Source organism: Mesorhizobium kowhaii (genome assembly GCF_003253745.1).
Lineage (GTDB): Bacteria > Pseudomonadota > Alphaproteobacteria > Rhizobiales > Rhizobiaceae > Mesorhizobium > Mesorhizobium kowhaii.
On sequence record NZ_MZXV01000032.1, the window covers coordinates 589765 to 612109 of the forward strand.

Genomic DNA, 22345 nt, shown 5'->3' on the forward strand with positions numbered 1-22345 from the left:
GTTTGTCCTGAGATCATGCTCCAACGAGAAGGCCATCATGCATAAACTCGAACGTCTCCTGCGGCCGAAGTCGATCGCTGTCTTCGGTGGCGCGCAGGCTGCCGCAGTTGTCGCACAATCAATCAAGATGGGCTTTGCCGGCGAGATCTGGCCGGTGCATCCGACCAAGGACGAGGTCGCCGGCCGCAAGGCCTATCGTTCGGTGGCCGACCTGCCCGGCGCGCCTGACGCCGCCTTTGTCGGCGTCAACCGCCACCTGACCATCGAGGTGGTCAAGGCGCTGGCCGAACGCGGCGCCGGCGGCGCCGTCTGCTTTGCCGCCGGCTTCCTCGAGACCGAGGCCTATGACGACGACGGCGAGCGTCTGCAGGCCGAACTGGTTGCCGCGGCAGGCCAGATGCCGATCATCGGACCGAACTGCTATGGCCTGATCAACTATGCCGACGGCGCGCTTTTGTGGCCCGACCAGCATGGTGGCATCAGGCTGGCCGAGGGTGGCAAAGGCGTCGCCATCATCACCCAGTCGTCCAACATCGCCATCAACATGACGATGCAGAAGCGCGGCCTGCCGATCGCCTTCCTGATGACCGCCGGCAACCAGGCGCAGACCGGCCTGTCCGAAATGGCGCTTGGCCTGATCGAGGACGAGCGGGTCACGTCGCTCGGCCTGCACATCGAGGCCTTCGATTCGGTAGCCGGATTCGAACGGCTGGCGGCCCGCGCCCGCGAACTGAGGAAGCCGATCATCGCCATGAAAGTCGGCCGCTCCGAACAGGCGCGGCAGGCGACAGTCTCGCACACCGCCTCGCTGGCCGGCTCGGACGCGGCCTCGGGCGCCTTCCTGAGGCGGCTCGGCATTGCCCGTGTCGATTCCATTCCGGCCTTCATCGAGGCGCTGAAGCTGCTGCACGTCACCGGACCTTTGCCCGGCTATCGGCTGTCGTCGATGAGCTGCTCGGGCGGCGAGGCGTCGGTCATGGCAGACAGCGCCGAAGGGCGCTGGGTCAATTTCCCTGACCTGACCGGCACGCACCGCGCTCATGTCAAATCGACGCTTGGGCCGCTGGTTGCGGTGGCCAACCCGCTCGACTACCACACCTTCATCTGGAACAACGAGCCGGCGATGACCGCCACTTTCACCGCCATGGTGTCGGGCGGCTTCGACCTCAACATGCTGGTGCTCGACTTCCCGCGCCCCGACCGGTGCTCGGACACCGACTGGTGGGCGACGCTGCGCGCCTTCGAATCGGCGCTGAAGACCAACAAGGCGCAAGGCGCGATCGTGTCCTCGCTGCCGGAGAACCTGCCGGAGGAGTACACGGCCGGGCTGATGGCGCGTGGCATGGTGCCGTTGTTCGGCATTTCCGAGGCCATGGATGCCGCCCAGGCGGCAGCCTTCATCGGCTGGGCGTGGCGCGAGCCGCAGGCGCAGCCGATCGACACGTCCGCCTCTGGCGCGCCTGGCGGCGACCACGTCACGCCCGACGAGGCCGAGGCAAAATCGCGGCTGATCAAGGCAGGCCTGCCGGTGCCCAAGGGCGAACGCGCCGCCAATGCCGTCGAGGCGGTGATCTCGTCGATGGCGCTCGGCTTTCCGGTGGCGCTGAAGGCGCTGGGCGTCACCCACAAATCCGAGGTCGGCGCTGTCAGGCTCAACCTCAAGGACGCCGAATCCGTCAGCACGGCGGCGCATGACCTGCTGCCGCTCGGCACCGGCCTCTATGTCGAGCACATGGTGCGCGACGGTGTCGCCGAACTGATCGTCGGCTTCACCCGTGACCCGATGTTCGGCGCGGTGATGACGCTGGGCACCGGCGGCGTGCTGGTCGAGCTGTTGCGCGACAGCGTCACGCTGATGCTGCCGGCAACCCGCGACGACATCGAGGCGGCGTTGCGCGGCCTCAAACTGTTCCCGTTGCTCGAAGGCTATCGCGGCCGGCCGAAAGCCGACGTCGCGGCTGCCATCGACGCCATCTCCGGCATTGCCGCCTTCGTGCAACAGAATGCCGGCGAGATCGAGGAACTCGACATCAACCCGTTGATCGTCTGCACGCAGGGTAAGGGCGCCTGGATCGCCGATGCACTGCTGGTGCTGGGAGACAAGAAGAATGTCTGATGTCATTTCGACCCGCCGGGAAGGCACCATCCTTGAGGTCACGCTCGACCGGCCCAAGGCCAACGCCATCGACCTCAAGACCTCACGGCTGATGGGCGAGACGTTCAAGGCATTCCGCGACGATCCGGAGTTGCGCGTCGCCATCGTCAAGACCGCCGGCGACAAGTTCTTCTGCGCCGGCTGGGACCTGAAGGCGGCGGCCGGCGGCGATGCGGTCGACGGCGACTATGGCGTCGGCGGATTTGCCGGGCTGCAGGAGCTGCGCGACCTCAACAAGCCCGTCATCGCCTGCGTTAACGGCATGGCGGTGGGCGGCGGCTTCGAGCTGGCGCTGTCGTGCGACCTCATCTACGCCTCCGATCATTCCTCCTTCGCGCTGCCCGAGATCCGCGCCGGCACATTGGCCGATGCCGCGACGATCAAATTGCCGAAGCGCATCCCCTACCATGTCGCCATGGACCTTTTGCTCACCGGCCGCTGGATGGATGTCGCCGAGGCGCATCGCTGGGGACTGGTCAACGAGGTGCTGCCGAAGGAGAAGCTTGAAGACCGCGTCTGGGAGATCGCCCGGCTGCTCGCCGGCGGCCCGCCACTGGTGTTTGCCGCGATCAAGGAGACGGCGCGCGTGGCCGAGGCGCTCACCTTCCAGGACGCGATGAACAAGGTAACGCGCCGCCAGCTGCCGACGGTCGATGCCCTCTATGGTTCCGAGGACAGTATGGAAGGTTTTCGCGCGTTCGCCGAAAAGCGCGAGCCGGTGTGGAAGGGGAAGTAGTGGCGGCCCCATGACCGATTACAAAACCCTCATCGACGCCGAGACCTGGGCCTTCATCGAGCGGACCAATTCCTATTATCCGCCTGATACGATCGACTACACGATCGCGCAGCAGCGCGAGATCTATGACCGCATGTGCCGCGAGTTCTTTGCCGGCTATCCCGAAGGCGTCGCGGTCGAAACCTCTGCCATTGCCACGCCCACCCGCGACATCCCAATCCGCATCTACCGAAGCGCGCCGCAGGCAGCAGTGACGGTGCTTTATTTCCATGGCGGCGGTTTTATCCTTGGTGGCCTCGACAGCCATGACGATGTCTGCGCCGAGCTCTGCGCACGCACCGGCTATGAGGTGGTCTCGGTCGACTACCGGCTGGCGCCGGAGCACCTGCACCCGGCCGCCTTCGACGACGTGATGAGCGCCTTCGAATGGGCCACCACCAATCGCGAGCATCCAATTGCGCTTTGCGGCGACAGTGCCGGCGGCAATCTTGCCGCTGCCGTCAGCCATGCGACACGCGGCCATCCGCGCAAGCCGATCGGCCAGGTACTGATCTATCCCGGCCTCGGCGGCGACCGCTCGCGTGGCTCTTATGTGACGCATGCCGAGGCGCCGATGCTGACCATGCGCGATCTCGAGTTCTACAAGAACATCCGAACCGGCGGCGTAGATGGGACCGGCGACATCACGCTGTCGCCGCTCGCCGACGCCGACTTCGCCAATCTGCCGCCGACGGTGCTGATCACTGCCGAGTGCGACCCGCTGTCGTCCGACGGCGAAGCCTATCGTGACCGCGTCGTCGCCGCGGGCGGACGGGCATATTGGTTCGAGGAACCTGGGCTGGTGCATGGCTATCTGAGAGCCCGGCACACGGTCGGCCGCGCCCGCGTCAGCTTTACGCGGATCGTCAATGCGGTAGCAGCTTTGGCAAGGGGCGAATGGGTCCCGTGAGCGCCGTCGTACATATGCGGTGTATATAATTCAGGCCAAAACCTGCTCTCGAATTCCTATGCGGCCAGCGACTATGTAATTCCCAGCCGCTTGACTGGCGGCCGGAACGACAGACTGGCTTCAAGGACCATGAGATTACATTCAGTCTGGCTGACCTCCAAGGCCAGCCGCAGGGTGCCGACGGAATATTTTGTCCTGGCAAACCTGAAAGAGCAGGGCGCTATCATCGGCCGGCTCGCCGGGCATCCGATCGCCGATACGGTCGTCGATGCGAACGGATCCCGATATCGCTATGTCGGCGTCGCAACGCGCGACGCCGACGGGCGCTTCGATGTCGAAGCGCTGCGGGCTGGCGAATGGATCGTCCAGCCGGGCCTGGTCTATGCCGCCGACGGCAAGGCCGCTCCGTCAAAGCCGCTGCTGCGCGGGCGCGGCCGCAATCCGTCCTGATTGCATTGCGCCCGATCCACCCTCGTTCAGGGTCACCATCGCCTCTCGTATTGCCGTCGCGGTTTCAGGACGGATAGCGGTCAATGGCAAGCGGACGTCCGGGCTCAGCCCCAGCGCTAGATGCAGGGCGTATTTGACCGGCACCGGATTGCTCTCCAGTTCAAGCGCGGCGATCAGCGGCCGCATGCGATGATGGATGGCCCGGGCGGTGTGGTCTTCGCCTTGCCGGCAGGCATCATGCATCTCGACGCACAGTCGGGGCGCGACGTTGGAGACCACGGAGATCGTTCCTCGTCCACCCATCGTGTTGAAGCCGAACGACGTCGCATCGTGGCCGGACAGGCAGATGAAGCGACGCCTCAGCACTGCGGGAAGCGAGGATAGGCGGTTCACATCGCCGGTGGCGTCCTTGATGCCGACTATGGTTGGGATCCGCGCCAGGCGCTCGAGCGTCTCCAGCGACAGGTCGACGCCGGTTCGCGCCGGGACATTGTAGACGATGATCGGTATCCTGACCTTGCTGGCGACCGCTTCGAAGTGGCGGAAAATCCCCTCCTGGCTCGGCCTGTTGTAGTACGGCGTCACGATGAGGGCGGCGTCGGCGCCAAAAGCTTCGGCGGCTGTCGAGAAGGCAATCGTCGTCTCGGTGCTGTTCGTCCCGGTGCCGGCGATGATCGGTACCCTGCCGCCGGCAATTTTCACGCAGAGCGCGATGATGTCGAGGCGCTCCTCCCACGACAAGGTCGGGGCTTCACCTGTGGTGCCGCACGGCACCAGCCCGTTGATCCCCTGTTCGATCTGCCAACGCAACAGCGTGGTCAGTTGCTTCAGGTCGACCTCGCCGTCGGTGAACGGCGTTACCAGCGCGGTCATCGCTCCTGTCAGGCGCATTCGTGCTTGTTCGGGTGTCATGGGAATCAAATTCTCCTTGGTGATTGTTTGGGTACGCTGCCTGTTCGAGGTGCGAGGCAAGCAAGGCCGAGAGCACCGCGGCAGCCAGATCCGTATGGTCAGCTTCGACTATGCCGGCCTTGCCCGGCGCCCCTGCAGGCGTGACGTGAATGCTGCAAAGCCAACGCTCGCCGATCCTACCGATCGACGACACCGAACGCTCCGGTTTCGACAAGGCGACGAGCAGGAGGACGGCGTCGAGCGTGGCGCCGGCCTCGACCAGATCGGCAAACCGGCGGCCTTGCCGGGATGATCTGTCGAGCGACAGGCCGCGTGCGGCCTCCCACAGCTGGTGTTCGAGCAACCTGCCGACATGCGGGAGACGATCAAGCAGTCCGGCCAGATCGGCAGCGTTGGAAGTGTCCATGGCCAGACCATTCCGGAAAGGTGAAGCAGCCGGAAACAGGATCAGTTGAACAGGGAAAGGCGGACGCTCGCCGGGGCGAAGCGTATCGCGCCGGCCTGACGACCGCTTTCCATCGTGGCGAACCGGACGGCGGAACTCCTGTCGGCAAAAACGCCGCCGGTCAGGCCTTCTTCGTCACGCGCGATCCAGTGGCCTTCGCCGTCGCGACCGACCACGAAGCGTCAAGAGCGTTGCCATCGGGGGATATATGAGAACTTTGCATCGTCATCTCCTGCCTTGCGATCAAGAGACCTGGGCAGCGATGGCGGCGGCGGCCAGCAGCGCACCGACGACCAGGAGCCACCATGTCGGCGTGAATGGCGCGACCAGGCTGACCTGCCGGCGATTGTTGTTGGCCGCAAGCCGCGCCTGCTCGAGCTGCGAGGTCGGCAGCGGACGATGGGTGGGCAGATAGAGCCCGTCCGAGAGGAACATCGGAGACTTCCTTCTTTCTGGAACTGTCACCACGAGGTGGTGACTGCCTGCAGCGGCTCAGGACCGGCTGCACTCGGAAAGATAAAAGCATCCGCATTTGTATTCGAGGCGGCCCAAAACTGAAAAATATAAAAAAGTCATATGTTTATCACCTGGGCGTATGTAGAGCCCAAGCTGGAAGATCGGACCGCGATGGCGCCGTTTCATGCTACCGAGGCGGCCGCTGCCCGGCCGGCGCCGCGGCCGGAAAAGATACAGCCGCCGAGGAACGTGCCTTCAAGCGCCGCATAGCCATGCACGCCGCCGCCGCCGAAACCGGCGGCTTCGCCAACGGCGTAAAGCCCCGCCACCGGCTGGCCATCGGCACCCAGCACACGGCTGTCGAGATCGGTCTGCAGGCCGCCCAGCGTCTTGCGGGTCAGGATGTTGAGGCGGACCGCGATCAGCGGGCCATTTGCCGGGTCAAGCATCTTGTGCGGCTTTGCCGTGCGGATCAGCCGGTCACCGAGATAGGCGCGGGCACCGCGCAGAGCGGTGATCTGCATGTCCTTGGAGAACGGATTGTCGAGCTGCCGATCGCGGGCGCGGATCTCGCGCTCGACCTTTGCGAGTTCGAGCAGCGGCTCGCCGCCGGCCAGCGCATTCATGCGGGCGACCAGCGTCGGCAGGTCGGCCTCGACGATGAAATCCTCGCCCTTCTCCATGAACGCCTTCACCGGCCCGGGAATGCCTGAAGTGGCGCGGCCAAGCACTTGCCGCCAGCTCTTGCCGGTCAGGTCGGGGTTCTGTTCGGAGCCCGACAGCGCGAACTCCTTCTGGATGATCTTCCTGGTCAGGATGAACCAGGTATAGTCGAAGCCGGTGCTCATGATGTGGCTGAGCGTGCCCAGCGTGTCGAAGCCGGGATAGAGCGGCACCGGCAGGCGCTTGCCCCTGGCATCGAGCCACAGCGATGACGGGCCGGGCAGGATGCGGATCGCATGGTCGGTCCAGATCGGCGCCCAGTTCTTGATGCCCTCGACATAGTGCCACATGCGGTCGCGATTGATGATGCTGCCGCCGGCCGCTTCGGTGATCGCCAGCATGCGGCCGTCGACATGGTCGGGCACGCCCGTGATCATGCGCTTCGGTGCCGCGCCCAGCCGTTGTGGCCAGTTCTCGCGGACAAGCTGATGGTTGGCGCCAATGCCGCCGGAGGCGACGATCACCGCTTGCGCCTTGAGTTCGAAATCGCCGGCGATGTCGCGCGAACTCCTGTGGCCGCGCTCGACGGTGCTCGGCTGCAGGATGTCGCCACGCACACCGTCGACTGCGGCACCCGTGCGGGTCAATTCGTTGACGCGGTGGCGGAATTTGAAGCGGATCAGCCCGCTTTTCTCGGCTTCGCGCACGCGCTGGACAAAGGGTTCCAGCACGCCGGGTCCGGTGCCCCAGGTGATGTGGAAGCGCGGCACCGAATTGCCGTGGCCGATGGCATTGCCGCCGCCACGCTCGGCCCAGCCGACCACGGGAAAGAATTTCAGGCCGCGCTGCATGAGCCAGGAGCGTTTCTCGCCAGCGGCAAAGCCGACATAGGCTTCGGCCCATTTGCGCGGCCAGAAATCCCCCGGCCGATCGAAAGCAGCGGTGCCCAGCCAGTCCTCGAGCGCCAGATCATGCGAATCGCGGATGCGCATGCGCCGCTGCTCGGGCGAATCGACGAGGAAAAGGCCACCGAACGACCAGAACGCCTGGCCGCCCAGCGACTGCTCCGGCTCCTGGTCGACGATGACGGTCTTCTTGCCGGCCTCAGCAAGCTCGGCGGCGGCGACCAGCCCTGCAAGGCCGGCGCCGACAATGATCACGTCCGCATCGTCAGCCATCTTTTTCTCCCCCGTTTGCCGGCTAAAGCAATTCCAGGAAAATTGCAAAACGGTTTTCCCGGGAAAAGCCATAGCGCTTTCCCTTGGGAATTGCGTCAAACAAAGGGCTAGACGGCCTCCCAGCCGTCCTTGCCGCCGGCGCGGAAGATGGCGTCGATGACCTTCTGGTTGAGCACGGATTCCTCCAGCGTGAAGACACGCTCCTTGCCACCCTGTGCGGCCCGCGCGAAGGTCTCGACCTCCAGCCGGTACTGCTGGGTGCCGGGAAAGCGGAACACCTGCGCCTCGGTGTGGTTCTGGTTGTGCAGTTCGACGCGGTGATGATCGTAGAGCCCGGCATTGAAGGGGGAAAACAACTCGATGAAACCCTTCTCGCCATGGAACACCATGACCTGGCGTGCCGCCATCTGCGTCGACAGGTAGAAGGACAACTCGAAGTCGCCGAAATCGGCGCGGATCGAGGAATAGATGTCGGTGCCGAATTTCTTGTCGCGCTCGATTGTCGCCTGCACCCGCAGCGGTTCCTTGCCGGTGGAAAAGCGCGTCGACACCGTCGGGTAGACACCGATATCGGGCAGCGCGCCGCCGCCGAGATCGAGCTTATTGCGCATGTTGTTGGGATCGACATTGTAATAGGAGAACGCGCCCTGCACGTGGCGCAGCCGGCCGATGGCGCCGCTGGCGATGAGATCGCGCACCTTGATCCATTGCGGGTGGTAGATGACCATGAAGGCTTCGCAGACCAGCACCTTCTTGGCGTCGCGCAGCTTGATCAGTGGCTGGATGTCCTTGGCGTCGAGCGCCAGCGGCTTTTCGACGAGAACGTGCTTGCCGGCCTCAATGGCCTTCGCCGTCCATTCGACGTGCTGGGAGGTCGGCAGCGGGATGTAGACGCCATCGACGTCCTTCGAGGCAAGCAGCTCCTCATAGGAGCCGAAGGCTTGGCGCGCACCGAAGCGCTCTGCCAGTGCCTTGGCCTTCGACAGGTCGCGGCTGGCGATCGCCGACAGAACGCCGTTCTCCGCGTCGACCATTGCCGGCAACAACTGCTCGCGGCCGATCTTGGCCGTCGACAACACACCCCATCGGAACATCAGGCTTCTCCATAGCGATTGCAGGCGAGGAGGTTTGCCCGAAATCTCAGGAAAAGCCAATGACCAGGGCTGCCTGGATTCAGCCCCGTTTGCCCGTCAGCGTCATGTCGAAGTCGACGATGTTGGAATAGATCGGCGTGCCCACATCCATGCCGTAGCGTGACCTGAGCACCTTGCCGGTGACATGGAATTTTATCGTGCCGGCCTTGAGGTCGCCAAGCTCGGCCGTGAACTTTTCCGGGAATGTCTTGCCTCGCGCCGTCAACCGGCCGCTGACGAGGGCCGTGGTGTCGCTGGTGCGGGTCACGCTGGTCGAGCGGAACTGGATTTCCGGGCTGTTGGCGGCGTCGAACACCGCGTCGGAGCGCAGGAAGGCATCGATGCGGCCCTGGCCGGTGCCGACGCTTTCGGGAAATATGGTGAAATTGACCTGCGAGCGGGCGACGTCGCTGTTGTCGATGCGGATCGAGCCTTTGAAGCGGCCGAAGGCGCCATCGAGGCCGCCGCCACCGACCTTGCCGATGGAAAAGCGGATCGAGGAGTTGGCCGGGCTGATCGCGTAACTGCCGGCGGCATCACCAAGCGCGATTGCCGCTGAAGCCGGCATGGCAAGGCAAACGGCGACCGCCGCAAATCCGAGGATACGCGTGTACATTGAGGTGTTCCTTGTTGTAGGCGGCGCATTTCCTGCGCGCCCTCACACAATGAACGAATGACCCGGCCGCTCTATTCCGCACTGTCTTCTGACGAAGGCGTGATCATGCGTGTGAGCACGCCATCCCTGAGCTGGAAATGATGACGCAGCGCCGCCGCGACATGCAGCACGACCAGGGCCATGCCGGCATAGGCGAGATACCAATGCGCTGACGCCCAGAAGCTTTCGGCCGCATCCGATTCGGCCAGCGGCAGGTTCGGCATGAGGAAAAGATTGAACGGCAGGCTAGGGATCTCCAGCATCGACACCGACACCAGCGCCCAGCCGGACAAGGGTAGGGCCAGTTGAAACGCGTAGAGCCCAAGGTGAGCGAGCGGCGCGGCCCGCCGCTCCAGGATTCCGACCGAACGCGGCAGCGCCGGCGCGGCATTGCCGAGACGCCAGGCGATGCGCAGGATGATCAGGCCGAGCAGCAGAAAACCGAAGGATTTGTGCAGCTGGATCAGTTCGAAGGCGGTGCGCTGGCTGGTCAGCCGCACCATGATGAAGCCGAGCCCGAACTGGCCGATGAAGATCAGCGCAATCAGCCAGTGGAGAATGATCGCGCCCCAGCCATAGCGGGTCGTGCTGTTGGTGATTGATATCTGCATGGGACGTGAACGAATGGTGGGGCGGGTTTCTTCCGGCCCGCGCTTCACCCGCTGATCTTGAAGAAATCAACGAAAGCCCTGAGCGCCGGGCGCATCTGGCGGCGGCTTGGGTAGTAGACGAAGAACCCGTCGAAGGGCGGGCACCAGTCCTCCAGCACGCGCACAAGCCTGCCGTCGGCGATTGCCTCGCTGACATAGCCTTCGAACACAAAGGTCAGGCCGGCGCCGTTGAGCGCCGCTTCTACTATCAGGCGATCCTCGCCGACGATCAGCGGACCTTCGACTGATATCTCCAGCTCCTCGCCATCCTTTTCGAACTCCCAGCGGTAGAGCACGCCGCTCGAGAAGCGGAAGCGGACGCAGCGATGTGCCGCCAGGTCGCGCGGATGCAGGGGGCGCGGCATGGTCTCGAAATAGGAAGGAGCGGCAACCACAGCGCCACGGATCGACGCTCCGATCCGCACCGCGACCATGTCCGGCTGCAGGCTTTCACCGAGCCTGACGCCGGCATCGAAGCCGCCTTCGACCACATCGGTGAAGCGATCCTCGACGACGATCTCCAGCACGATGTCGGGAAAGGCCTGGGCAAACGCCCCGAGCCGTGGTGCGAGTGTGAGCTGGGCGGCGGTGCGCGGTACGGTAAGCCTCAAATTACCCGCCGGCCGGTCACGCGCCTCGATCGCCGTCTCCAGCGCCAAGTCGATCTCCGACAGCGCCGGCCGCAGCCGCTCCAGCAACTGCGCACCTTCTTCGGTGGGCGCAACGCTGCGCGTGCTGCGCGACAGCAAGCGAACGCCAAGTCGTGCCTCGAGGCTGGACACCGCATGGCTGACCGCCGATGGCGCGATGGCCAATTCCCTGGCCGCGCCGCGAAAGCTGCCGCATTGGGCGACGGTCGCGAGCACCGCGAGTTGTGAAAGATGGGCTCGATTCATCGATCTATTTTATAGAACAGCCCGTGCGCATGAAAGACGATTATCGAACATAGAACAAGGCGCTATCTCCACATGCGTGTCGCCCAAAAGTGCGCAGCGGTTTGGGGGGCAACGACATGCAAAAAACAAAGACTTAAAGCGCGTTGTCGACGCGCTTTAAGCATCACAACAAGGAGACGCGTGATGCAAACCCGCAAGCTAGGAACTGAATTGAACGTCTACCCGGTCGGCCTCGGCTGCATGGGCATGAGCTTCGTCTATGGCGGCCAGCCAGAAGCCGACGCGATCGCCACCCTGCACCGCGCCGTCGACATCGGCGTCAATTTCTTCGACACGGCGGAGGTCTACGGCCCCTACGAGAACGAGATCCTGCTCGGCAAGGCGCTGAAGTCCGTTCGTGACAAGGTGACGATCGCGACCAAGTTCGGCTTCAAGATCCTGGAGGAAGGCACCGGCACCGACCGCATGGCCGGCGTCGACAGCCGCCCCGAACACGTCAAGGCTGTCGCCGAGGCGTCGCTGAAGCGGCTGGGCACCGACGTTATCGACCTCTACTACCAGCACCGCGTCGACCCCAACGTGCCGATCGAGGATACGGTCGGCGCCATGGCCGAGCTGGTGCGCGAGGGCAAGGTGCGCGCGCTCGGCCTGTCGGAGGCGAGTGCGGCGACCATCCGCCGGGCCCATGCCGTGCATCCGATATCGGCCGTGCAGAGCGAATATTCGCTGTGGAGCCGCGACCCGGAAGACGAGGTGTTCGCCGTCTGCCGCGAACTCGGCATCGGCTTTGTCCCCTACAGCCCGCTCGGCCGCGGCCTTTTGACCGGCACCATCGCCAAGCCTGAGGCTTTGAGCGATGACGACTGGCGTCGCGGCCTGCCGCGCTTCCAGGCCGACGCCATGGCGGCCAATGCAGTGGTTATCGCCACGCTGGAGAAGATGGCGGCTGAAAAGGGCGTGAGCTCGGCGCAGCTGGCGCTGGCCTGGGTGCTGCACCAGGGCGATTTCATCGTACCGATCCCCGGCGCACGAAAAATCCGCCATCTTGAGCAGAACACGGCGGCAGCCGGGATCGAGCTCAGCGCGGCCGAGGTGCAAGCCATCGGCGACGCGCTGTCGCCCGACAAGGTGGTGGGCAAGCGCTACACCGAGGAGCTGCTGGCGCTGGTGAATGGGTGAGCATTGATCTCGGATCAATCGAAGGGGCGCTTCGGCGCCCCTCTTGCGTGGTACGCGCTGCATAGAAATTGGAAAGCTTTGGCGGGACAGCGCCCCCCTCTGTCCCGCCGACATTTACCAAGGCAGAACTGTAATTTCCGGCCAGTTGGCCTTCGCACGCGCCCCCTTGGCCTCATGAGTTTGTCGGTTGTCCATTACCCGGTTCGGCGTGATGCGAAACGAGAAGACATCGTCGAGACCAAACGGCGCCACGAGGTCAAGCTGCCCATCCGCATCGAAGCGAACCCCAACCGCATGGGTTTTGGAGGCGAAGTGGCGGACCGAGTCGCTGGAACTTGTGTAGCGCGGGCACGGCTGTCCGAACTTCAGGGGATACCAGAGATGGACACGGGCCTGATTGCGAATTTCGACCGGCAGCGGCAGTTCCGCAAAGACCGGAACGGCAGCGGCAATCACACCATCCTCAGCCTCATAGGAGAGGTCGCTCTCATCGAAATAGAACAGGTCGACATCCTTGATGCCGTAACCCGACGGTTTGCCCGTCAGGTGGTTCCAAACGGAGTTGTAGAGAGCACCGGAAACGACCAGCCAGTCCGGCAGGTCGAACGAGCGTGCCCTCGCCAACGCGTCGTGGACCAGCGGGTCGGCCGACACGATGTCGAGAAAGGCCGCGCGTTGTGCGTCGAACGGGAGTCCTGAATAGCGCAAATGGTCCATCGCCCTTTGGAGGGCGATTCGACATGCCTGCGCAATCCCTCAAGTCCTGAGCACGCCACCCGTCTGCTTGCCGACATTCTCGACGATGCGCTTGGCCAGGGCCTCGAAGTCCTCGTCGGTCAGAGTTTTCTCGACCGGCTGGATCGACACCTCGATGGCGATCGACTTCTTGCCTTCGCCAAGCGACGAACCTTCGAAAATGTCGAAGACCGAGACAACCGTGATCAGCTTCTTGTCGGCGCCGAGTGCCGCGCGGACCAGCGTGCCGGCCTCGACCGTCCTGTCGACGACGAAAGCGAAATCGCGCTTGACCGCCTGGAAGGCGGACAGCTCCAGCTTCGGCTTGGTTTTCGTCGGCTTGGCCTTCGGCTCGGGCACGGCGTCGACGAACACTTCGAAGCCGCAGAGCGGTTCGGAGACATCGAGGCCCTCCAGCGTCTTCGGATGGAACTCGCCGAAGGTGCCGAGCACGGTTTTCGGCCCGAGCTTGATGGTGCCGGAACGGCCGGGATGATACCAGGCCGGGCCGCCGGCCTCGACCTGCAATCGGTCGACCGGCGCGCCGCAGGCTTCGAGTGCGGCGATCGCATCGGCCTTGGCATCGAACACGCCGACCGGGCCTGAATTGCCAGCCCAATTGCGGCCTGAGCCGTCGAGCTTGGCCGTGCCGCGCCGCACGCCGGCGGCCACGCGCCGCTGTTGGTCGGCGCCGTCGCCCTCATAGGTGCCCGACACTTCGAACAGGGCGACGTCGCCGATACCCCTGTCGGCATTGCGCTGGGCAGCGGCGATCAGTCCCGGCAGCAACGACGGCCGCATGTCGGACATGTCGGCGGCGATCGGGTTGGCGAGCTTCAACGCCGTCTGGCCACCGCCGAACAGTTCGGCGTGCTTGGCCGGAATGAACGACCAGGTGACGGCCTCCATCATGCCGCGCACGGCGAGCGCGCGCTTGGCCGTGCGGGTGCGGACCTGCAACGTGGTGAGGATCTTTGCATTGACCGCGTCATGCGCACCGAGCGGCTGCGGCACGATGTTGTCGACGCCGTGGATGCGCATCACCTCTTCGACCAGGTCGGCCTTGCCGTCGACATCGGGGCGCCAGGACGGAACCTTCACGTCGACAATTTCGCCCGAGCCCTGCGGCTCGAAGCCGAGGCGCGACAGGATGTCTAGGCTTTCCGCCCGTGGCACCTCGATGCCGGTCAGTCGCTTCACTTCCGAAAGCGGGAAGGAGACGATCCTGGGCTGGTGGCCGGCATAGCCAGCCACCTCGATCTCCGTTGGCGTGCCGCCGCAGAAATCGAGCACCAGCCTGGTCGCCAGTTCGACGCCGGGCACCATGAATTCGGGATCGACGCCGCGCTCGAAGCGGTAGCGCGCGTCGGTGATGATGCCGAGCGTTCGGCCGGTGCGGGCGGTGGTGATCGGGTCCCAAAGGGCCGATTCGATCAGCACGTCCGACGTGTTCTCGTCGCAGCCCGAATGCTCGCCGCCCATGATGCCGGCGATCGACTCGACGCCGTTCCCGTCTGCGATGACGCACATCTCCGGCGTCAGCGTGTATTCGCGGCCGTCGAGCGCCTGCACCTTTTCGCTATCGCGCGCCCGCCGCACCGTCAGGTTGCCGGTAACCTTCCTGGCGTCGAACACATGCAGCGGCCGGCCGCGGTCGAAGGTGACGTAGTTGGTGATGTCGACCAGCGCGCTGATCGGCCTCAGCCCAATGGCGATCAACCGCTGCTGCAGCCATTTTGGCGACGAACCGTTCTTGACGCCGCGCACCAGCCGCAGCGCGAAACCGGGGCAGAGCTCCGGCGCTTCGATCGTCACCTTGACCGGCGCCTCGCCCTTGCCCGGGACCGGCTCGATCGCAGCACTTTTCAGCGTACCGAGCCCGCTCGCCGCTAAATCCCTGGCGATGCCGTAGACGCTGGTGGCGTCAGGCCGGTTCGGCGTCAGGTTGATTTCGATGACCGGATCGTCGAGATGCGCATAACTGGCGAAGCTGGTGCCGACAGGCGCATCTTCAGGTAGATCGATGATGCCGTTGTGCTCGTCGGAAAGTTCGAGCTCGCGCTCGGAACACATCATGCCATGGCTTTCGACGCCCCTGATCTTGCCGACCGTCAGCGTCACGTCGATGCCGGGCACATAGGTGCCTGCCGCGGCAAAGGCGCCGATCAGGCCCGCGCGGGCGTTCGGCGCGCCGCAGACAACCTGCACCGGTGCCTTGCCGTCGCCAGTGTCGACGGTGAGTACGCGCAGCCGATCGGCATCGGGATGCTGCACCGCCGTCAGCACCTTGGCGATGACGAACGGTTTCAGGCTCGACTTGTCGTCGACATGCTCGACTTCGAGGCCGATCGAGGTCAGCCGCTCGACGATTTCGTCGAGCGAGGCGTCGGTCTCGAGATGGTCCTTGAGCCAGGAGAGGGTGAATTTCATGGGACTGTTCCGTCTGGTCTTTTGACGCTTGTTTTCAGATGTCTCGGCAGATCGTCGGACATATGCAGGAAGGGAAGCTGCTCGCTGACATAGGCATGCAGCGTCGGCCTGAAATCGCCCGGCATGTCCATGGCGCCGAGCGTGAAATAGATGACGTCCTCCAGCCGCTCGTCGACATAGGCGATCGGCGAGCCGCAGACGCCGCAGAACGAGCGCGTCACCGGCCCGTTCTCATACATCTTCAACGCCTTGCCCGTGAACGCCACCTGATCGACCAGGAAGCCGACAAAGGCCGACACCGGCGCGCCGCTCGCCCGCCGGCAATCGCCGCAATGGCAATAGCTGATGTGATGCGGTTCGGCCGAGGCCTCGAACCGCACGGCGCCGCAGCGGCAGCCGCCGGCGTGGGCGGCTGTCATGCGCTCAAGCCTCCGAACAGCGTTGGCATGTCGAGCGGCCTGAAGCCGTAATGCGACAGCCAGCGGACATCGGCATCGAAGAAGGCGCGCAGGTCCGGCATGCCGTATTTCAGCATGGCGATGCGGTCGATGCCCATGCCCCAGGCGAAGCCCTGGTATTCGTCCGGGTCAAGCCCGCCATGGCGCAGCACATTGGGATGAACCATGCCGCAGCCGAGGATCTCCATCCAGTCGGAACCTTCGCCGAAGCGCACCTCGCCGGGTCGCGAACGGTCGCACTGGATGTCGACCTCGAGGCTGGGTTCGGTGAACGGGAAGAAGGACGGCCGGAAGCGCATCTTGACCGAGGGCACCTCGAAGAAGGCCTTGCAGAACTCTTCCAGCACCCACTTCATGTTGGCGACATTGGCCGTCTTGTCGATCACCAGCCCCTCGACCTGATGGAACATCGGCGAGTGGGTGGCGTCCGAATCCTGCCGGTAGGTTTTTCCCGGAATGACGATGCGGATCGGCGGCTTCTGCGTCTCCATGGTGCGGATCTGCACCGGCGAGGTGTGGGTGCGCAAAAGCTTGCGCTCGCCCTTCTCGTCCGGCTGGAAGAAGAAGGTGTCATGCATCTCGCGCGCCGGATGGCCTTCCGGGAAATTCAGCGCGGTGAAATTGTAATAGTCGGTCTCGATGTCCGGGCCTTCGGCGATCGAGAAGCCGAGGTCGCCGAAGATCGCCGCGATCTCGTCGATGACCTGGCTGATCGGATGGATGCGGCCGCGCTCGGCCGGCGATTGCCGCACCGGCAGCGTCACATCGACCTTTTCGGCGGCCAGGCGGGCGGTGATCGCCACATCCTTCAGCTCGGCCCGACGCAGCGAGAGCGCATCGGTGACGCGGTTCTTGAGGCCGTTGATGGCCGGACCCTTGAGCTGGCGCTCCTCGGCGCTCATCGCGCCGAGCGTCTTCAGCATCTCGGAAACCGAGCCCTTCTTGCCTAGCGCCGAAACGCGCACCGCCTCGATCGAGGCCTCGTCCGCGGCCGATGCGATGTCAGCCATCAGGGAATTTTCGAGAGTTTCCATGTCACTCATGTTCCAGACCCGATTGAGCCAAAGAAAAACCCGCGCCAGCCGTGCCAGCGCGGGTTCCCCAAATCAGAATTTCGAATGCTTGGGAAGCGCTGGTCTTAAGCGACAGCGCTTTCAAAAGCGTTCGGCGTGGTGTTCTTCAGATATTCGAGCGCAACCTTGGCCTTGGCCACGAGTGCGGCGAAAGCCTGCGGCTCATGGATGGCCATGTCCGACAGGATCTTGCGATCGATCTCAATGCCCGACTTGTTGAGGCCGTCGATGAAGCGGCCATAGGTCAGGCCGTGCTCGTGCGTCGCGGCGTTGATGCGCTGGATCCACAGCGCGCGGAACGAGCGCTTGCGGTTCTTGCGGTCGCGATACGCGTACTGCATCGACTTTTCCACCGCCTGCTTGGCGATGCGGATGGTGTTCTTGCGGCGGCCGTAGAAGCCTTTGGCGGCTTTCAGGACCTTCTTGTGCTTGGCGTGCGAGGTGACGCCTCTCTTTACGCGTGCCATGTCATGATCTCCTTAAAACGTGTCCGGACCGAATGCCTTAGAGGCCGTTCGGCAGAAAATTCTTGATGACCTTCTTGCCATCCGGTTCAGCCAGAACCATCGTGCCGCGGGCATTTCGAATGAACTTGTTGGAACGCTTGATCATGCCGTGACGCTTGCCGGCCGCAGCCGACAGGACTTTACCCGTACCTGTGATCTTGAACCGCTTTTTGGCAGCGGACTTGGTCTTCATCTTGGGCATTTTGCTACTCCGTATTGTTGGCGCACTATCGCGCTTCTTGTTCGCTTCGGGCCGACCAAAGCCCGAAAAGCAAATGAAACCGCCACGGCATGCCCTGCCGGGCGGTTTTCTTGAACGGCGGTCCTATACGTCAAAGCAGGCGGCTGTGCAACACCCACTGCGCCGCTCGTTCCCGGGACGCTGCGTCCCTGGTCAGGGGAGCGTAAACAATACCGGCAGCATGCCCGACTGCTGGGCGCCGTCGATCAGCTCGAAAGCCGGCAGCGCAATGAGGAACACAAGGCCGTCGAGCAGTGTGCTCAACAGCAGGCGCGGCTTGAAGCTGCCCGTATCGCCCTCCTGGTAGAGGGAAAGGTTCGGAAAGAAGCGCGGCACCCTTGCCAGATAGGCCTGATAGGGCGCGCCGAGCGCTTCCTTGAGGAATTTCTCTTCGCGCAGGATGACGATATGGAAGGCGCCCGCGCACAGAACAGCAAAGAGAATGATGCCGGAGAACGAGCCGATCTGCGCGCCGACGCCGGCCGCGGCCACGGTCGAGAACACATAGAGCGGGTTGCGGGTGATCGAGTAGGGTCCGCCCGTCACCACTTCGGAAGATTTGCGCCCGCCTATGTAGAGCGTCGACCAAAGGCGACCGACGAGGCCGAGAAAAATCAGCAGCACGCCGAACATCTCGATCGTCTCATGCATCGCCGTATCGGGCGGGAAGGTCGATTGGCCAAACAGCAGCGCGGCGAACAGCACGACCACGAGAACGGCAAGAACTATCCTGCGCGTGCGCTGGTAGTTTCCCAGCCCGTATTTGAGTTCTTTGTCCAAGGGAGGAATCCGATCGTCGAGGAGCCTAATGCACGTCGCCCCAAAGTGGCCCCGGTTTTGGGAGGACGACATGCATAAAAACAGAGCCGGCGATCGCAGCTGTGGCCAGGAAACAGGCGTCCCGCCGATCGCCGGGACGCCGTGTACTACAATTCAGGCGGATTTAGAGCGCGATGACCAGGCCTGACGTCATCGTGATCTCGGTGTGTTGATATTCAGGTGATGCCGGCCTGCAAACGGCAGCTTCCTGCGCTTCCGGTGCTCACGGACCCAAATGTCCGCTCCGCTCCGGTTCTCGAAAGCCACCATTTTCGACTCGGCCTGACCTGAATCTCAATACACCCTAGCGCGGCGCCAGCACCATCATCATCTGGCGGCCTTCGAGCTTCGGTTCCGCTTCGACCTTGGCGATGGTCGCCACTTCCTCGCGAACCTTGTTCAGAAGCTGCATGCCGAGTTCCATATGCGCCATTTCGCGGCCACGGAAACGCAATGTCAGCTTGACCTTGTCGCCTTCCTCGAAGAAGCGGCGAACCGCCTTCATCTTGGTCTCGTAGTCATGGCTGTCGATGTTCGGGCGCATCTTGATCTCCTTGATCTCGATGACCTTCTGGTTCTTGCGCGCCTCGGCCGCCTTCTTCTGGTTGGCGTATTTCAACTTGCCGAGATCGAGGATCTTTACGACGGGGGGCACCGCATTGGGCGATATCTCGACGAGATCGAGCCCAGCCTCTTCGGCGAGCAGCAATGCGTCGTTGATGGAAACATCGCCGCGGTTCTGGCCTTCGGCGTCGATAAGCTGGACCCGGGGAACCCGGATATCACGGTTGGAGCGCGGGCCATCCTTGGTCGGCGCCGCTGCTTTGAAAGGTCTGCGAATGGTCGTGGTCTCCTTGGCCGTTTCGTTCGGGGTTTGTCAGTCTTGATGCGTGGACGCGCCAATGTGGTGAGCGCGCGGGCGGAGTCAATAGCACAGCGTCGACAGAAAATCACCCTGATCACTGGCCTGCACCAAACAAAGAAACATAGCGAGCACTTTCCGCCCCGGCGCTGGCTGTGCCAAAAGCGAGGTGTGAGGAAAAAGCCATGACTGCCACGCCCCCAATCTTTCTGGATGTCCCAATCTTTCTGGATGTTGGGGGATCGAGCATCGCGGTGCGCCATACAAAAGGTGCCGAGCCCGGCATCGTCTGGCTCGGCGGCTACAAGTCGGACATGCTGGGCACGAAGGCGCAGACGCTGTCGGGCTGGGCCGAAAAAGAAGGCCGCGCGTTCCTGCGCCACGACTATTCCGGCCATGGCGAATCCGGCGGCGCCTTTGCCGACGGCACGATTTCGACATGGCTTGCGCAAAGCCTTGCCGTGTTCCGGCAGTTCACCCAGGGCAAGCAGATCCTGGTCGGCTCCTCGATGGGCGCCTGGATCGCGCTGCGCATGGTGCAGGAATTGCGCAAGGCGGGCGACAGCAATGTCGCAGGACTGGTGCTGCTGGCGCCGGCGCCGGACTTCACCGCTGAGCTGGTCGAACCGGTGCTGACCGAGGCGCAGAAGCGCGACCTCGCCGAAAAGGGCTTCTTCGAGGAGCCGTCGGATTATTCCGCCGAGCCTTACATCTACACAAGCGCGCTGATCGAGGACGGACGCAACAACCTGGTGATGACAGGCCCTATCGACACGCATTGCCCGGTGCACATCTTGCAGGGGCTGGCCGATGCGGACGTGCCGGCAAGCCACGCGCTGAAGCTGGTCAGTCTGCTGCCGGCCGACGACGTGACCTTGTCGCTGATCCCCGACGGTGATCATCGGCTGTCGCGACCGCAGGATCTCGACATGCTGGTGCGGGCCGTCGGCGCCATGGCACAGAGGGAGAACTGATGCGCCTTTCCATTCCGATACACGCGTTCGTCGCCGCCATCGTCGGCTTTGGCGGCACGCTGGCCATCGTCATCGCGGCGGCCAAGGCAGTCGGCGCGACGCAGATCGAGACGGCGAGCTGGGTGACGACGATCTGCCTTGCCATGGCGATCGAAAGCCTGTGGCTGTCGTGGCGCACGAAAATGCCCGTCATCACCGCCTGGTCGACGCCGGGCCTGGCGCTGATCGCGGCTTCGAGCGGCTTTTCGATGGGCGAGGCTGTCGCGGCCTTCATCGTCACCGCCGTCCTCTTGATCGCTACCGGGCTGTTCCGGCCCCTGACGAAGCTGATCTCGAGGATACCGCCCTCTGTCGCCTCGGGCATGCTGGCCGGTATCGTCGTCACCTTCGCCCTCAATGCGGTGAAGACCGTTCCCGTCGATCCCCAGTTGATCCTGCCGCTGATCGCGGCCTTCTTCGTCATCCGCCTATTCAATCCGGCGCTGTCGGTGCTGGCCGTACTGATCGGCGGTGGCCTCGCCGCCTTCCTGACGGGCCGCGTCGGCGGCCTGCCGACACCGGAACTGTCGACGCTGACGCTGATTGCGCCTGATTTCACCGCCAAGGCGATCATTGGTCTCGCGCTGCCGCTCTATCTCGTCACCATGGCTTCGCAGAACCTGTCGGGACTCGCGGTGCTGCGCGCCGCCGGCTACCACCCCGAGCCCGGCCCGCTGATCGGCGTCACCGGCCTGTTTTCGCTGCTGTCGGCGCCGTTCGGCGGCTCGACCACCAATCTGGCGGCGATCTCGGCAGCGATCTGCACCGGGCCGGACGTCCATCCCGACACCGCCGAGCGCTGGAAGACCGGCCCGTTCTATGCGCTGGCCTATCTTGTCTTCGCGATTTTCGGCGCTTCGCTGGTGGCGATCTTCGCCGTCCTGCCGCAGAGCCTTATCGTGCTGGTCGCGGGTCTCGCGCTGATGGCGTCGCTCGCCAACGCGCTGTCGATCGCGCTGAAGGAGGAGGCTGATCGCATGGCCGCCACCGTCACCTTTGTCGTCACCGCCTCGGGGCTGACGCTGTTCGGCGTCGGTGCCGCATTCTGGGGCCTGATTGCCGGCCTGGTCGTGCTTTTCCTCGATAGGCTCAAAAAGCGACAATCATTTCAGCCGCTTGTCCGGTTTTGGCAGGCATTGTCTTGAATCGCCGTTTTCTCCTTCCCATTTCGATTCCACGCAGCCGGGTTTGGCTGTCTCCAACCGAAGGAATGGGAGAAAATGAACACATCTGCATTGATCCGTCCGGCCTGGACGCCGGCAACCATCGCGTTGATGGTGATCGGTTTCATGGTGTTCTGGCCACTCGGCTTCGCCATGCTTGCCTATATCATCTGGGGCGACCGCCTCGATGGCTTCAAGCGTGACGTCAACCGCGCGACCGACGGCATCTTCGCCGGCTGCCGCCGCGGTTCCGACAAGGCCGCGCGCTGGGGTCACGGCTCCACCCGCACCGGCAACGTCGCTTTCGACGACTGGCGCGAAAAGGAACTTGAGCGGCTGAACGAAGAGCGCCGCAAGCTCGACGAAATGCTGACCCAGTTCGACGAATACGCTCGCGAATTGCGCCGTGCCAAGGATCAGGACGAGTTCGACCGCTTCATGGCCAACCGCAACAAGTCGACGGCGCCGACGAAGACCGATCCGAGCACCGGGACGACGACCACCAAGCGTGGCAAGGGCTCGAACCTGCTTGACGACTGAGGCCCGGCGACAGGCCACATCGTGAAAAAACGGCGTCGCGCGAGCGGC

General features: G+C 63.8%; 25 protein-coding genes. 9 read left to right on the forward strand and 16 right to left on the reverse strand.

Annotated elements, in window-relative coordinates:
- Positions 1-37: 37 nt before the first annotated feature.
- The 4 genes from B5V02_RS15630 (at position 38) to B5V02_RS15645 (ending at position 4290) form a co-directional block, all read left to right on the forward strand.
- Entirely contained in the window at positions 38-2116 is a 2079-nt protein-coding gene (locus B5V02_RS15630) for an acetate--CoA ligase family protein (protein WP_111545021.1), read from the forward strand.
- Positions 2109-2891 (forward strand): carnitinyl-CoA dehydratase, encoded by a 783-nt coding sequence (locus B5V02_RS15635; protein ID WP_111545022.1) that lies wholly within the window; start codon positions 2109-2111, stop codon positions 2889-2891. The genes B5V02_RS15630 and B5V02_RS15635 overlap by 8 nt, the downstream gene beginning before the upstream one ends.
- A 10-nt stretch (positions 2892-2901) precedes the next feature.
- Positions 2902-3840: an alpha/beta hydrolase gene (locus B5V02_RS15640; RefSeq protein WP_111545023.1), complete on the forward strand. Its 939-nt coding sequence runs from the start codon at positions 2902-2904 to the stop codon at positions 3838-3840.
- 129 nt (positions 3841-3969) lie between these two features.
- The gene (locus B5V02_RS15645; protein ID WP_111545024.1) at positions 3970-4290 is read left to right on the forward strand and encodes a hypothetical protein; all 321 of its coding nucleotides are present in this window, start codon (positions 3970-3972) and stop codon (positions 4288-4290) included.
- On the opposite strand, the gene dapA is transcribed toward B5V02_RS15645, so the two are convergent.
- On the reverse strand, positions 4249-5202 hold the full coding sequence (dapA, locus tag B5V02_RS15650) for a 4-hydroxy-tetrahydrodipicolinate synthase (protein WP_111545025.1): 954 nt from the start codon (positions 5200-5202) through the stop codon (positions 4249-4251). The two genes, B5V02_RS15645 and dapA, sit on opposite strands and share 42 nt — an antisense overlap.
- A 16-nt stretch (positions 5203-5218) precedes the next feature.
- Between dapA and B5V02_RS41110 the strand changes: the two genes are divergently transcribed.
- Positions 5219-5494: a hypothetical protein gene (locus B5V02_RS41110; RefSeq protein WP_146606074.1), complete on the forward strand. Its 276-nt coding sequence runs from the start codon at positions 5219-5221 to the stop codon at positions 5492-5494.
- A gap of 155 nt (positions 5495-5649) precedes the next feature.
- On the opposite strand, the gene B5V02_RS40615 is transcribed toward B5V02_RS41110, so the two are convergent.
- The 7 genes from B5V02_RS40615 to B5V02_RS15685 all read right to left on the reverse strand — a co-directional run bounded on the left by B5V02_RS40615 (position 5650) and on the right by B5V02_RS15685 (position 11278).
- Entirely contained in the window at positions 5650-5823 is a 174-nt protein-coding gene (locus B5V02_RS40615; RefSeq protein ID WP_167458507.1) for a hypothetical protein, read from the reverse strand.
- Between the two features lie 67 nt (positions 5824-5890).
- A complete protein-coding gene (locus B5V02_RS15660) occupies positions 5891-6082 on the reverse strand; it encodes a hypothetical protein (RefSeq protein WP_111545027.1) in 192 nt (63 codons plus the stop codon).
- Positions 6083-6285: 203 nt separating this feature from the next.
- On the reverse strand, positions 6286-7944 hold the full coding sequence (locus B5V02_RS15665) for an FAD-binding dehydrogenase (protein ID WP_111545028.1): 1659 nt from the start codon (positions 7942-7944) through the stop codon (positions 6286-6288).
- A gap of 107 nt (positions 7945-8051) precedes the next feature.
- A complete protein-coding gene (locus B5V02_RS15670) occupies positions 8052-9038 on the reverse strand; it encodes a Gfo/Idh/MocA family protein (RefSeq protein ID WP_111545029.1) in 987 nt (328 codons plus the stop codon).
- Positions 9039-9117: 79 nt separating this feature from the next.
- Positions 9118-9693: a YceI family protein gene (locus B5V02_RS15675; RefSeq protein WP_111545030.1), complete on the reverse strand. Its 576-nt coding sequence runs from the start codon at positions 9691-9693 to the stop codon at positions 9118-9120.
- A 71-nt stretch (positions 9694-9764) separates the two neighbouring features.
- Positions 9765-10343 (reverse strand): cytochrome b, encoded by a 579-nt coding sequence (locus B5V02_RS15680; protein WP_111545031.1) that lies wholly within the window; start codon positions 10341-10343, stop codon positions 9765-9767.
- 44 nt (positions 10344-10387) lie between these two features.
- Positions 10388-11278 carry a LysR family transcriptional regulator gene (locus tag B5V02_RS15685; protein ID WP_111545032.1) on the reverse strand — a complete coding sequence of 297 codons (891 nt, stop codon included), beginning with the start codon at positions 11276-11278 and terminating at the stop codon, positions 10388-10390.
- A 183-nt stretch (positions 11279-11461) separates the two neighbouring features.
- Between B5V02_RS15685 and B5V02_RS15690 the strand changes: the two genes are divergently transcribed.
- The gene (locus B5V02_RS15690; RefSeq protein WP_111545033.1) at positions 11462-12457 is read left to right on the forward strand and encodes an aldo/keto reductase; all 996 of its coding nucleotides are present in this window, start codon (positions 11462-11464) and stop codon (positions 12455-12457) included.
- A 114-nt stretch (positions 12458-12571) separates the two neighbouring features.
- On the opposite strand, the gene B5V02_RS15695 is transcribed toward B5V02_RS15690, so the two are convergent.
- The 8 genes from B5V02_RS15695 to infC form a co-directional block, all read right to left on the reverse strand.
- The gene (locus tag B5V02_RS15695) at positions 12572-13174 is read right to left on the reverse strand and encodes a nucleotidyltransferase family protein (RefSeq protein ID WP_111545034.1); all 603 of its coding nucleotides are present in this window, start codon (positions 13172-13174) and stop codon (positions 12572-12574) included.
- A 39-nt stretch (positions 13175-13213) separates the two neighbouring features.
- Positions 13214-15622, reverse strand: coding sequence for a phenylalanine--tRNA ligase subunit beta (gene pheT, locus B5V02_RS15700; protein WP_111545035.1), 2409 nt, complete (start codon positions 15620-15622; stop codon positions 13214-13216).
- Positions 15619-16041: a GFA family protein gene (locus tag B5V02_RS15705; protein WP_111545036.1), complete on the reverse strand. Its 423-nt coding sequence runs from the start codon at positions 16039-16041 to the stop codon at positions 15619-15621. The genes pheT and B5V02_RS15705 overlap by 4 nt, the downstream gene beginning before the upstream one ends.
- On the reverse strand, positions 16038-17123 hold the full coding sequence (gene pheS, locus B5V02_RS15710) for a phenylalanine--tRNA ligase subunit alpha (RefSeq protein ID WP_111545037.1): 1086 nt from the start codon (positions 17121-17123) through the stop codon (positions 16038-16040). Before pheS ends, B5V02_RS15705 begins: the two co-directional genes overlap by 4 nt.
- Positions 17124-17218: 95 nt before the next feature.
- Positions 17219-17620, reverse strand: a complete 402-nt coding sequence (rplT, locus tag B5V02_RS15715; RefSeq protein WP_023672281.1) for a 50S ribosomal protein L20 — start codon at positions 17618-17620, stop codon at positions 17219-17221.
- 37 nt (positions 17621-17657) lie between these two features.
- The gene (rpmI, locus tag B5V02_RS15720; RefSeq protein ID WP_006201248.1) at positions 17658-17861 is read right to left on the reverse strand and encodes a 50S ribosomal protein L35; all 204 of its coding nucleotides are present in this window, start codon (positions 17859-17861) and stop codon (positions 17658-17660) included.
- 192 nt (positions 17862-18053) lie between these two features.
- Complete coding sequence (locus B5V02_RS15725; protein ID WP_111545038.1) at positions 18054-18680, reverse strand: methyltransferase family protein; 627 nt, start codon at positions 18678-18680, stop codon at positions 18054-18056.
- Positions 18681-19023: 343 nt separating this feature from the next.
- Positions 19024-19560: a translation initiation factor IF-3 gene (gene infC, locus B5V02_RS15730; RefSeq protein WP_010912915.1), complete on the reverse strand. Its 537-nt coding sequence runs from the start codon at positions 19558-19560 to the stop codon at positions 19024-19026.
- Positions 19561-19766: 206 nt separating this feature from the next.
- Between infC and B5V02_RS15735 the strand changes: the two genes are divergently transcribed.
- The 3 genes from B5V02_RS15735 to B5V02_RS15745 all read left to right on the forward strand — a co-directional run bounded on the left by B5V02_RS15735 (position 19767) and on the right by B5V02_RS15745 (position 22297).
- Positions 19767-20555 carry an alpha/beta hydrolase gene (locus tag B5V02_RS15735; RefSeq protein WP_111545039.1) on the forward strand — a complete coding sequence of 263 codons (789 nt, stop codon included), beginning with the start codon at positions 19767-19769 and terminating at the stop codon, positions 20553-20555.
- Complete coding sequence (locus B5V02_RS15740; protein ID WP_111545040.1) at positions 20555-21739, forward strand: benzoate/H(+) symporter BenE family transporter; 1185 nt, start codon at positions 20555-20557, stop codon at positions 21737-21739. Before B5V02_RS15735 ends, B5V02_RS15740 begins: the two co-directional genes overlap by 1 nt.
- 75 nt (positions 21740-21814) lie before the next feature.
- Positions 21815-22297 (forward strand): DUF2852 domain-containing protein, encoded by a 483-nt coding sequence (locus tag B5V02_RS15745; protein WP_111545041.1) that lies wholly within the window; start codon positions 21815-21817, stop codon positions 22295-22297.
- The last annotated feature ends 48 nt before the right edge of the window (positions 22298-22345 follow it).